Below are 12,217 nucleotides of genomic sequence, written 5' to 3'. Positions count from 1 at the left end.
GCCCTACTCCGCGCCCATCACCAGCCCCTCGATGGTGTGCTTCTGGCGGATGGGCTCAAGAGCGTCGACCACGGGACAGCGCAGGTGCGCCCGGACCAGCTCCGGCAGGCCCGCCCAGTAGTCCCGGGTGACGGCCAGGTCGTGGTGGGCGGCGTTGCCCGCGCCCGGCGCGTCGACGCCGAGCACCAGCACGGGCCGGGCCACGTCGCTGACATTCGGGGTGCCCCGGTGGATGGTGAGCGCGGAGCGCGCCGAGATGTCGCCGCGCTTCGGGTACTTGCGGACCGCGCGGGCCTCGTAGCGGGGGTACCGGTCCTTCGACGGGAACATCTCGTGGTCGAAGTCGCGGCCGTCGTCCCACTGGGTGCCCGGGGCGATCTCGAACGGCCCCATCTCCTCGACGGTGTCCACGGTGGTCAGGTTGAACGCCAGCGAGGTGAGCCGGCGCCGCAGCCGGGTCTCCTCGGGCATCGGGAAGTCCCGGTGCCACGGCTGGGTCACCGCGCCGGGGAACGGGATGTCGAACCCCAGCTCGACGATCTCGTAGTCGGGGCCGAGCACCGCCCGGCACACCGACACCACCCACGGGTGGGTGACCAGGTCGACGAAGCCGCGCAGCTGCTCCGGGTGGATCTCGACGTACCAGCGCTCGGGGCCGCGGCCGACCGCGCCGTCGGGCCGGGACCGGGCCTCCCGGAACGCGGCGTCGACGTCCTCGCCGACCCGCTCGACCCAGTCCACCCCGAAGGCGCCACGGCAGGCGGTGATGCCGTCGCGGTAGAGGTCACCGAGGGCCTCGACGGGGGTCTCGTCCTCGATCAGCTGGGATGTCATCGGGCCTCCTCGTCGCGGGGACGACCCGAGTATTACAACGTTGTAGAAGCGCCGCAAGACCGGACGACGACGCTCGCGGGAGGGGGTTCAGTCCTCGGCGGCCTGGCGGCTGCCCGGCACCACCGGCATCGGCCACACCCCGGTGCGCGGCGGCCCGACCGGCACCTCCACCTGGTGGTCCGACCAGACGTACGTCTCGGGCAGCAGGTCGGTCACCGGGACCGCCCGCAGCGCGTCCGGCGGGCCGACGATCACCCGGATCGACGGGAAGTAGTCGAGGAGCACCTGCCGGCACCGGCCGCACGGCGGGATGACGCCCCGGCCCCGGTCCCCCACCGCGACGATGGTCTCCAGCTCGCCCGCGCCCTGCGTGGCGGCGGCCCCGATGGCCACCACCTCGGCGCACGGGCCGCCGGTGAAGTGGTAGACGTTCACGCCGCTGAAGACCCGGCCGTCCGTGGTCCGCGCCGCGGCGGCGACCGTGTGGTTGTCGCTGCGGCAGCGCAGCTTGGCGACGGCCATCGCGGCCTGCACCAGCGCCCGGTCGGTGTCGCGCATGATCATCCCGTCCCGTCGTCGACCTCGCCTCGGCGGAAACTCTAGCCCGGCCACCCACCCCCACCCGGGATGGCACGCGGGCGGCCGCGACCGCCGGTAACCCGGGGGCGCTCGGCCGGACGCCTGCCTATCCTTGGCGACGACATGCAGAATCCAGCCGCACCCGCCGTACCCGAGACCGTCCGCGACCTGCACCGCCGCCTCTCCGCCCTGATGTTCCGCGACCAGCGCCGGCTCCAGCGGCGGCTGGACGGGGTGCGGAAGCTGCGCGACCCGCAGCGGCGGGAGTCGGCGCTGACCGAGATCGCGGCCGACGTGGCCCGGGCCGAGGCGCGGCTGGCCGCCCGGCGGGCCGCCGTGCCGACCGTCACCTATCCCGCGCAACTGCCGGTCAGCGAGCGCAAGGACGACATCGCCGCCGCCATCCGCGACCACCAGGTGGTGATCGTGGCCGGCGAGACGGGCTCCGGCAAGACCACCCAGCTGCCCAAGATCTGCCTGGAGCTGGGCCGCGGCGTCACCGGGCTGATCGGCCACACCCAGCCCCGCCGGCTCGCCGCGCGGACCGTGGCGGACCGGATCGCCGAGGAGCTCGGCACCGAGCTGGGCGACGTGGTCGGCTACAAGGTGCGCTTCACCGACCAGGTCGGCGACAACAGCCTGGTCAAGCTGATGACCGACGGCATCCTGCTGGCCGAGTTGCAGACCGACCGGATGCTCCGCCAGTACGACACGTTGATCATCGACGAGGCGCACGAGCGCAGCCTGAACATCGACTTCATCCTCGGCTACCTCCGGCAGCTGCTGCCCCGCCGCCCCGACCTCAAGGTGGTCATCACCTCGGCGACCATCGAGACCGACCGGTTCGCGAAGCACTTCGCCGACGCCGAGGGCAACCCCGCGCCGGTCGTCGAGGTGTCCGGCCGGACCTATCCGGTGGAGGTGCGCTACCGCCCGCTGGTCGAGGTCGTCGAGACAGAGGAGGAGGACGACGGGGACGAGGAGAACGTCCGGGACCAGATCCAGGCCATCGGCGACGCGGTCGAGGAGCTGGCCGCCGAGGGACCCGGCGACATCCTGGTCTTCCTCAGCGGCGAGCGGGAGATCCGGGACACCGCCGACGCGCTCGGCAAGCTGGTGCAGAAGAAACGGTCGCTGCTCGGCACCGAGATCCTCCCCCTCTACGCCCGGCTCTCGACGGCCGAGCAGCACCGGGTCTTCGCCCCGCACGCCGGGCGCCGGGTGGTGCTCGCCACCAACGTCGCGGAGACCTCGCTGACCGTCCCCGGCATCAAGTACGTGGTGGACCCGGGCAGGGCCCGGATCTCCCGCTACTCCAGCCGGCTCAAGGTGCAGCGGCTGCCCATCGAGCCGGTGTCGCAGGCGAGCGCCAACCAGCGCAAGGGCCGCTGCGGGCGCACCTCGGACGGCATCTGCATCCGCCTCTACGACGAGCAGGACTTCGAGAACCGGCCCGAGTTCACCGACCCGGAGATCCTGCGCACCAACCTGGCCTCGGTCATCCTCCAGATGACCTCGATCGGGCTGGGCGACATCGCCGCGTTCCCGTTCATCGACCCGCCGGACCGGCGCAACGTCACCGACGGCGTGAACCTGCTGCACGAGCTGGGCGCGCTGGACCCGGCCGAGACCGACCCGGCGAAGCGGCTCACCCCGCTCGGCCGGCGGCTGGCCCAGCTCCCGGTCGACCCGCGGCTGGCCCGGATGGTCCTCGAAGGCGAGCGCAACGGCTGCGCCACCGAGGTGGTCGTGATCGCGGCCGCGCTCTCCATCCAGGACCCGCGCGAGCGGCCCGCCGACAAGCAGGCCCAGGCCGACCAGGCGCACGCCCGGTTCGCCGACCGGGAGTCGGACTTCGTCGCGTACCTGAACCTGTGGCGCTACCTGCGCGAGCAGCAGCGAGCCCTGTCCTCCAGCGCCTTCCGGCGGATGTGCAAGGCGGAGTACCTGAACTACCTGCGGGTGCGCGAATGGCAGGACATCGTCAGCCAGCTGCGCCAGGTGCTGCGTACCTCGGACCAGGGCGACGGCCGGCGCGGCGGCGCGGACCTGCCGGAGGAGATCGACACCCCGAAGGTGCACCAGTCCCTGCTGCCCGGCCTGCTCTCCCACCTCGGGCTCAAGGACGCGCAGAAGCACGAGTACCTGGGGGCGCGCGGGGCCAAGTTCGCGATCTTCCCGGGCTCGGCGCTGTTCAAGAAGCCGCCGCGCTGGGTGATGGCCGCCGAGCTGGTGGAGACCTCCCGGCTCTGGGGCCGGGTGGCCGGCCGGGTCGAGCCGGAGTGGGTCGAGCCGCTCGCCCAGCACCTGGTGAAGCGCAGCTACAGCGAGCCGCACTGGGAGAAGAAGCAGGCCGCCGTGATGGCCTACGAGAAGGTCACCCTCTACGGCATCCCGATCGTGACCTCCCGCAAGGTCAACTTCGGCCGGATCGACCCGGTGCTGAGCCGGGAACTGTTCCTCCGGCACGCCCTCGTGGAGGGCGACTGGCAGACCCACCACCAGTTCTGGCGGGACAACCAGCGGCTGCTGGCCGAGGTGGAGGAGCTGGAGAACCGGGCCCGACGGCGGGACATCCTGGTCGACGACGAGACGATCTACCACTTCTACGACCAGCGGATCCCCGCCGACGTGGTCTCCGGCCGGCACTTCGACACCTGGTGGAAGAAGACCCGCCGCGAGCAGCCGGACCTGCTCACCTTCACCCGAGAGCTGCTGGTCAACTCCGGTCGCGGCGGGGTGGACGGGACCGACTACCCGGACGAGTGGCGGGCCGACGGTGTCGCCCTGCCGCTGACCTACACCTTCGACCCGGGCACCCCCACCGACGGCGTGACCGTGGACATCCCGCTGCCGCTGCTCAACCAGGTGCCGGCGGAGAGCTTCGACTGGCAGGTGCCGGGCCTGCGCGAGGAGCTGGTGATCGCGCTGATCCGGTCCCTGCCCAAGGCGATCCGGCGCAACTTCGTCCCGGTGCCCGACTACGCGCGGGCGGCGCTCGCGCAGCTGCCGGCCGGCGAGGAGCCGCTGCTCGACGCGCTCACCCGGCAACTACGCCGGATGACCGGCGTGACCGTGCCGCGGGACGCCTGGGACGTGGGCAAGCTGCCCCCGCACCTGCGGGTCACCTTCCGGGTGCTCGGCGAGGACGACAAGCCGGTCGCCGAGGGCAAGGACCTGCCGGCCCTGCAACGCGAGCTGCGCCAGGAGGTACGCCAGGTCGTCGCCGCCGCCGCGCCGGACGTGGCCCGCACCGGGCTGACCGGGTGGGACATCGGCACCCTGCCGCGCACCATCGAGCAGGTCCGCGCGGGATACGCGGTGACCGCGTACCCGGCCCTGGTCGACGAGGGCACCACCGTCGGGGTGAAGGTGTTCGACTCCCCCGCCGAGCAGGAGGCCGCGCACTGGGCGGGCACCCGGCGGCTGCTCCGGCTGACCGTGCCCTCCCCGGCGAAGTTCCTCCAGGGGCGGCTCAGCAACGAGGCCAAGCTGGCGCTGTCCCGCAACCCGCACGGCGGGGTGCCGGCCCTGATCGAGGACGCGGCCGGCGCGGCCATCGACAAGCTCATGGCGGACGCGGGCGGCCCGGCCTGGGACGCCGAGGGCTTCGCCGCGCTGCGCGAGCGGGTCCGCGCCGACCTGGTCGACACGGTGGTCGACGTGATGGGCCGGGTGCGGCAGGTGCTGGCCGCCGCGTACGCCGTGGAGCAGCGACTGGGCGCCACCCGGAACCTGGCGGTGGTGGCCGCCCTGGCCGACATCCGCAACCAGCTCGGCGGCCTGGTCCACAAGGGCTTCGTCACCGAGGCCGGGTACGCCCGCCTGCCCGACCTGCTGCGCTACCTGACCGCGATCGAGCGGCGGCTGGACCGGCTGCCCGGCAACCCGCAGCGGGACAAGCAGCAGCAGGACCGGGTCGCCGTGGTCCAGAAGGAGTACCAGGACATGCTCGCCGCGCTGCCGCCCGCGAGACGGCAGTCGGCGGCGGTCCGGCAGATCCGTTGGATGATCGAGGAGCTGCGGGTGAACGTCTTTGCCCAGGCGCTCGGCACTCCGTACCCGGTCTCCGAGCAGCGCATCTACCGGGCCATGGACGACGCCGAGGGCCGCTAGAGCGGCTCCACGCCGGCGGGGAGCTGCTCGGCGGCGGTGGCGTCGTGGACGTACTCCAGCAGGATGCGACGCAGCTCGCGACCGGCGTGGGTGGGCACCACGTCGCGGCGGCGGGCCACCGCGATGGTCCGGCGGACGCCGGGCGGGACGAGCCGGGTGACCCGGATGCCCGGCCGGCGGGTGACCGCGATGCCGGGCACCAGGGCCGCGCCGAGCCCGGCCTCGACGAAGCTGAGCACGGCGTCCAGTTCCCCGCCGTCCACCGAGAGGGTCGGCTCGAAGCCGGCCTCCCGGCACGCCTGGATGGTGGCGTCGCGCAGGTCGTAGCCCTGGCGGAACATCACGAGGGGCTGGTCGCGCAGGTCGACGATGCGCACCTCGCCCCGCTCGGTGGCCGCCGGCAGCGGGTCGACCGAGGCGACCACCAGGCTCTCCCGCAGGATCGGGTCGGCGCGCAGCCCGGGGTCGGTGCCGGCCGACGGCATGATGATGAGCGCCAGGTCGAGGTCGCCGCGGAGCAGGTCACGCACCAGGTCCTGCGACCCGCCCTCCTCCACCCGCAGGTCGACGGTGGGGTGGGCGTCGCGGAACCGGCGCAGCACCGGTGGGGCCAGCGAGGTGGCCAGGCTCGGGGTGGCGCCGAGCCGGACGCGGCCCCGGCGCAGCCCGACCAGCTCCTGCACCTCGCGGGTGGCGGTGTCCACGTCGGCGAGGATCCGCTTGGCCAACGGCAGCAGCACCTCGCCGGCCGCGGTGAGGGTGATGTTGCCCCTTACCCGCTCGAAGAGCGGGGCCCCCAGGTCGGTCTCCAGGGCGTGAATTTGCTTACTGAGAGAAGGCTGGGTGATGCCCACCAGATCGGCAGCTTGGGTGAAATGTCGTACTTCTGCGACCGCGACGAAGTACCGGAGCTGATGGAGCTGCATCTGTATAGCTTATGGCTATCAAGACTGCGAAGTCGATGCATTGGACGCCTGATCGAACTGCTCCTAGCGTCGATCGCGTGGTAATCACGAAAACTCGGTCGCCCATCCGCTCCAATGTCGGCCTCAAGGCCGTCATGGCGGTGACGGGCATCATCCTGGTGCTGTTCCTGGTCGTGCACATGCTCGGCAACCTGAAGATCTTCACGGGCGAGACGTCGTTCGACCACTACGCGCACTGGCTGCGCGAGCTCGGGACGCCGCTGCTGCCGAAGACCTGGTACCTGTGGATCCAGCGCACCGTGCTCACCGTGGCCGTGCTGGCGCACATCGTCTCGGCCACCGTGCTGGCCCGGCGCGCCCGGGCGGCCCGCCCGGTGGCGTACGCGCACCGCCGGAAGATCCACGTCAACTACGCGGCCCGCACGATGCGCTGGGGTGGTGTGATCATCCTGCTCTTCGTGATCTACCACATCCTGGACCTGACCACCGGTCACCTGAACCCTCAGGGCGACGCCGCCAACCCGTACGGCAACGTGGTCCAGGACTTCGCGGCGGACCGCTGGTACGTCACGCTCTTCTACACCCTGGCGATCGTCACGCTCGGCTTCCACCTGCGGCACGGCGCCTTCAGCGCGTTCCGCAGCCTCGGCCAGCAGACCCCGAAGGGCGAGCGCCGGGCGCGCGCCGCGGCCCTCGTCTTCGCCGTCGCGCTCTGCGTCGGCTACCTCGTGGTCCCGTTCGCCGTACTCACCGGATTGGTGGCCTGACATGGATCTCTTCACCACCGGCGACCCGATCGCCGACACCAAGGCTCCCGACGGCCCCATCGAGACCCGCTGGGACCGCCACCGGTTCGAGATGAAGCTGGTCAACCCGGCCAACCGGCGGAAACTGACCGTGATCGTGGTCGGCACCGGCCTGGCCGGCGGCTCCGCCGCGGCGACGCTTGCCGAGCAGGGCTACCACGTGCGGTCCTACTGCTACCAGGACAGCCCGCGCCGGGCCCACTCCATCGCCGCGCAGGGCGGCATCAACGCCGCCAAGAACTACCGCAACGACGGCGACTCGGTGCACCGGCTCTTCTACGACACCGTCAAGGGCGGCGACTTCCGCTCCCGCGAGTCGAACGTGCACCGGCTGGCCGAGGTCTCCGTCAACATCATCGACCAGTGCGTCGCCCAGGGCGTCCCGTTCGCCCGCGAGTACGGCGGCCTGCTCGACACCCGCTCCTTCGGCGGGGCGCAGGTGCAGCGCACCTTCTACGCCCGGGGCCAGACGGGCCAGCAGCTGCTGCTCGGCGCGTACCAGGCGCTGGAGCGGCAGATCGGCCTGGGCAACGTGGAGATGAACTCCCGGCACGAGATGCTCGAACTGGTCGTCGTCGACGGGCGGGCCCGCGGCATCGTGGTCCGCGACCTGGTCACCGGCGAGATCAGCACCGAGATGGCCGACGCCGTCGTGCTCGCCTCCGGCGGCTACGGCAACGTCTTCTACCTCTCCACCAACGCCAAGGGCTGCAACGTCACCGCCTCCTGGCGGGCGCACCGCAAGGGCGCGTACTTCGCCAACCCCTGCTACACGCAGATCCACCCGACCTGCATCCCGGTCTCCGGCGACCACCAGTCGAAGCTGACCCTGATGAGCGAGTCGCTGCGCAACGACGGCCGGGTGTGGGTGCCCAAGGCCAAGGGCGACGCCCGCAGCCCGAAGGACATCGGAGAGGACGAGCGGGACTACTACCTGGAGCGGATCTACCCCTCCTTCGGCAACCTGGTCCCCCGGGACATCGCCTCCCGCGCCGCCAAGAACGTGTGCGACGAGGGGCGCGGTGTCGGCCCGGGCGGGCTCGGCGTCTACCTCGACTTCGCCGACGCGATCAACCGGCTCGGCCGCAAGGCCATCGAGGCGAAGTACGGCAACCTCTTCGAGATGTACGAGCGGATCACCGGCGAGGACCCGTACGAGGTCCCGATGCGGATCTACCCCGCCGTGCACTACACGATGGGCGGGCTCTGGGTCGACTACGACCTCCAGTCGACCATCCCGGGCCTGTTCGTGATCGGCGAGGCGAACTTCTCCGACCACGGCGCGAACCGGCTCGGCGCCTCGGCGCTCATGCAGGGCCTGGCCGACGGCTACTTCGTGCTGCCGAACACCATCGCCAACTACCTGGCCTCCGGCCCGCTGGAGAAGGTCGACGCCAGCCACCCCGAGGCGGTGGCCGCGCGGACCGAGGTCGAGGAGCGGCTCCAGCGGCTGCTCGCGATCAACGGCGACCGCACGGTGGACTCGTTCCACCGGGAGCTGGGCCAGATCATGTGGGAGCACTGCGGCATGGAGCGCTCCGAGGCCGGGCTGCGCAAGGCGATCGACGAGATCCGCACCCTGCGCGACGAGTTCTGGCAGCGGGTCCGCGTCCCGGGCGACGGCGAGGGGCTCAACCAGTCGCTGGAGAAGGCCGGCCGGGTGGCCGACTTCTTCGAGCTGGCCGAGCTCATGTGCATCGACGCCCTGCACCGCGAGGAGTCCTGCGGCGGCCACTTCCGGGCCGAGCACCAGACCCCCGACGGTGAGGCGCAGCGCGACGACGACGGGTTCTCCTACGTGGCGGCCTGGGAGTACGCCGGCACCGGTCTGCCCGTGCTGCACAAGGAAGACCTGACCTTCGAATACGTCCACCCCACGCAGCGGAGCTACAAGTGAACCTGACCCTGCGCATCTGGCGCCAGAAGGGCCCCGAGGACAAGGGTCAGATGGTGACCTACCCGGTGCAGGACGTGTCCCCGGACATGTCCTTCCTGGAGATGCTCGACGTGCTCAACGAGCGGCTGATCCTCGACGGCGAGGAGCCGGTCGCGTTCGACCACGACTGCCGCGAGGGCATCTGCGGCATGTGCAGCCTCATGATCAACGGCGAGGCGCACGGGCCGCAGCGCGGCACCACCGCCTGCCAGCTGCACATGCGGCAGTTCTCCGACGGGGACACGATCGACATCGAGCCGTGGCGCGCCCGGGCCTTCCCGGTCGTCAAGGACCTCGTCGTCGACCGCAACGCCTTCGACCAGATCATCGCCGCCGGCGGGTACGTCACCGCGCCGACCGGCAGCGCCCCGGAGGCCCACTCCACGCCGGTGGCCAAGGCCGACGCGGACGCGGCCTTCTCCTCGGCCGCCTGCATCGGCTGCGGCGCCTGCGTGGCGGCCTGCCCGAACGGCTCCGGCATGCTGTTCACCGCCGCCAAGATCACCCAGCTCTCGCTGCTGCCGCAGGGCCAGCCCGAGCGGTACACCCGGGTGATCGGCATGGTGGACGCGCACGACGAGGCCGGCTTCGGCGGCTGCACCAACATCGGCGAGTGCGCGGCGGCCTGCCCGAAGGGCATCCCGCTGAACACCATCGGCCGGCTCAACCGGGACTACCTCAAGGCGACGTCCAAGCGCGCCGGCACCCCGGGCTCCTGAGCCCCGCCGTCCGACCTCCGCGACCGCCGCGCCCCGCACCCGGGGGCGCGGCGGTCGCCCTTTTCAGGGGTACGCGAGGGCGCGCCGCGCCGGTTCAACCCCTCCCCGGCGGGTAGCAGTCCCATGGACGGCACCGAAGAGGGGACATTCAGGCATGAAGGCGCTGACCTGGCACGGCAAGCGTGACGTCCGCGTCGAGGACGTACCGGACCCCCGGATCGAGGAGCCGACCGACGCGGTCATCCGGGTCACCTCGACCGCCGTCTGCGGCTCCGACCTGCACCTGTACGAGGTGCTCGGGCCGTACCTGAAGCCCGGCGACGTGCTCGGGCACGAGCCGATGGGCATCGTCGAGGAGGTCGGCGCGGGGGTGACCCGGCTCAAGCCCGGCGACCGCGTGGTCGTCCCGTTCAACATCGCCTGCGGCTCCTGCTGGATGTGCGACCGCCAGCTCTACGCCCAGTGCGAGACCACGCAGGTGACCAGCGAGGGCAAGGGCGCGGCCCTGTTCGGCTACACCTCGCTCTACGGCTCCGTCCCCGGCGGTCAGGCCGAGTACCTGCGGGTGCCGCAGGCCCAGTTCGGCCCGATCAAGATCCCGGCGAGCGGGCCCGACGAGCGCTGGCTCTACCTGTCCGACATCCTGCCGACCGCCTGGCAGGCCGTGAAGTACGCCGACACCCCGCCCGGCGGCACCCTGGCCGTGTTCGGCCTCGGCCCCGTCGGGCAGTTCTGCGCCCGGATCGGCCGGCACCTCGGCGCCGGCCGTGTGATCGGGCTGGACCTGGTGCCGGAGCGGCTGGAGATGGCCCGACGGCACGGCATCGAGGTGCTCGACGTCAGCGAGCTGGACGACGTGCCCGGTGCGCTGATCGACCTGGTCGACGGGCGCGGCCCGGACGCGGTGATCGACGCGGTCGGCATGGAGGCGCACGGCGCGCCGCTGGGCAAGGTCGCCCAGGCCGCCGCCGGGCTGCTCCCTGACAAGCTGGCCCAGACCATGACCGACAAGGCCGGCGTGGACCGGCTCGTGGTGCTGCACGCCGCGCTCAAGGCGGTCCGGCGCGGCGGCACCGTGTCGATCTCCGGCGTGTACGGCGGCGAGCAGGACCCCATGCCGCTCATGGAGATGTTCGACCGGGGCGTCCAACTGCGCATGGGGCAGTGCCACGTGAAGCGCTGGATCGACGACATCATGCCGCTGCTCGCCGGCGACGACGACCCGCTCGGCGTCGAGGACCTGCGGACCCACCGGCTGCCGCTCGCGCGGGCGCCGCAGGCGTACGAGATGTTCCAGAAGAAGCAGGACGGCTGCGTGAAGGTCGTGCTCGAACCGTGAGCCGGACGGTGGTCGTCACCGGCGCGACCAGCGGGATCGGCCGGGCGGCGGCCCGGGAGTTCGCCGGCCGCGGGGACCGTCTGGTCCTCGCGGCCCGCTCCCCCGCCACCCTGGCGCGGGTACGCGACGAGTGCCGGGCGGCCGGCGCCGAGGTGCTCACCGTACCGACGGACGTCACCGCGCCCGGCGCGGTGGCCGCGCTGGCCGACGCGGCCGAGGCGGAGTTCGGCGGCATCGACGCCTGGGTGCACACCGCCGCCGTGATGGCCTACGGCCGCTTCCACGAGACCCCCGCAGAAGTGTTCGACCAGGTCGTCCGCACCGACCTGCTGGCCGCGGCCGAGGTGGCCCGGGTGGCGCTGCGCCGCTTCCAGGCCGCCTCGGCCGGCACGCTGGTCCTCACCGGCTCGGTGCTCGGGCACATCACGGCGCCCTACATGAGCGGCTACGTGGCGGCCAAGTGGGGCCTGCAGGGGCTGGCCCGGACGCTGCAGCAGGAGGCCCGGGAGACCCCCGGCGTGCGGATCTGCCTGGTCAACCCGGGCAGCGTGGACACGCCGGTCTACCAGCAGGCGGCCAACTACCTGGGCCGGGTCGGCCGCCCGCCGCCGCCGATCGCCACGCCGGAACGGGTGGCCCGGGCCATGGTGGACTGTGTCGACCGGCCCCGCCGAGAGGTCTCGGTGGGGCGGCTCAACGTCGTCATGCGGTTCGGCTTCACGGTGCTGCCCGGCGTGTACGACGTGCTGGTGGGACCGCTCATGCGGCTCGCCGGCCTGACCGACCGGCCGGTCGCGCCGCACCCGGGCATCGTGTTCGCGCCGTGCCCGGCCGGCGAGGCGGTGCGGGGCGGCTGGCTGCCCGACGTGTCGCGGGCGGTCCGGTCGGTGGGCGGGGTGACCGCGGCGGCCGGCTCGGCGCTGCTGCGCCGGCTGCGCTGAGCGGGCGCCGGCGGGCTGCGT

General features: G+C 72.3%; 9 protein-coding genes. 6 read left to right on the top strand and 3 right to left on the bottom strand.

The genetic code is table 11. From position 1 onward, the window contains the following. Positions 1 to 3 precede the first annotated feature (3 nt). On the bottom strand, positions 4 to 834 hold the full coding sequence (locus tag ABZ452_RS25995; RefSeq protein WP_357947955.1) for a phytanoyl-CoA dioxygenase family protein: 831 nt from the start codon (positions 832 to 834) through the stop codon (positions 4 to 6). A gap of 87 nt (positions 835 to 921) precedes the next feature. Next, positions 922 to 1,392, bottom strand: coding sequence for a cytidine deaminase (locus tag ABZ452_RS25990; protein WP_357947952.1), 471 nt, complete (start codon positions 1,390 to 1,392; stop codon positions 922 to 924). Positions 1,393 to 1,536: 144 nt separating this feature from the next. Between ABZ452_RS25990 and hrpA the strand changes: the two genes are divergently transcribed. Further along, positions 1,537 to 5,529, top strand: coding sequence for an ATP-dependent RNA helicase HrpA (hrpA, locus tag ABZ452_RS25985; protein WP_357947949.1), 3,993 nt, complete (start codon positions 1,537 to 1,539; stop codon positions 5,527 to 5,529). Here the strand turns inward: hrpA and ABZ452_RS25980 are convergent. After that, on the bottom strand, positions 5,526 to 6,461 hold the full coding sequence (locus ABZ452_RS25980; protein WP_357948160.1) for a LysR family transcriptional regulator: 936 nt from the start codon (positions 6,459 to 6,461) through the stop codon (positions 5,526 to 5,528). The genes hrpA and ABZ452_RS25980 overlap by 4 nt on opposite strands. 77 nt (positions 6,462 to 6,538) lie before the next feature. Here ABZ452_RS25980 and ABZ452_RS25975 point away from each other — a divergent pair, with 77 nt between their 5' ends. The 5 genes from ABZ452_RS25975 (at position 6,539) to ABZ452_RS25955 (ending at position 12,196) form a co-directional block, all read left to right on the top strand. Continuing rightward, the gene (locus ABZ452_RS25975) at positions 6,539 to 7,222 is read left to right on the top strand and encodes a succinate dehydrogenase cytochrome b subunit (protein WP_357948157.1); all 684 of its coding nucleotides are present in this window, start codon (positions 6,539 to 6,541) and stop codon (positions 7,220 to 7,222) included. A gap of 1 nt (position 7,223) precedes the next feature. Then, positions 7,224 to 9,158 carry a fumarate reductase/succinate dehydrogenase flavoprotein subunit gene (locus ABZ452_RS25970; RefSeq protein WP_357947947.1) on the top strand — a complete coding sequence of 645 codons (1,935 nt, stop codon included), beginning with the start codon at positions 7,224 to 7,226 and terminating at the stop codon, positions 9,156 to 9,158. Continuing rightward, positions 9,155 to 9,916: a succinate dehydrogenase/fumarate reductase iron-sulfur subunit gene (locus tag ABZ452_RS25965; RefSeq protein WP_357947945.1), complete on the top strand. Its 762-nt coding sequence runs from the start codon at positions 9,155 to 9,157 to the stop codon at positions 9,914 to 9,916. The genes ABZ452_RS25970 and ABZ452_RS25965 overlap by 4 nt, the downstream gene beginning before the upstream one ends. A 154-nt stretch (positions 9,917 to 10,070) precedes the next feature. Continuing rightward, complete coding sequence (locus ABZ452_RS25960) at positions 10,071 to 11,255, top strand: zinc-dependent alcohol dehydrogenase (RefSeq protein ID WP_357947942.1); 1,185 nt, start codon at positions 10,071 to 10,073, stop codon at positions 11,253 to 11,255. After that, positions 11,252 to 12,196, top strand: a complete 945-nt coding sequence (locus ABZ452_RS25955) for an SDR family NAD(P)-dependent oxidoreductase (protein WP_357947939.1) — start codon at positions 11,252 to 11,254, stop codon at positions 12,194 to 12,196. Before ABZ452_RS25960 ends, ABZ452_RS25955 begins: the two co-directional genes overlap by 4 nt. The last annotated feature ends 21 nt before the right edge of the window (positions 12,197 to 12,217 follow it).

The organism is Micromonospora sp. NPDC005707 (assembly GCF_040631005.1).
In the GTDB taxonomy this organism is placed as follows: Bacteria; Actinomycetota; Actinomycetes; order Mycobacteriales; family Micromonosporaceae; genus Micromonospora.
This window is presented reverse-complemented; position numbering and strand designations above follow the sequence as displayed.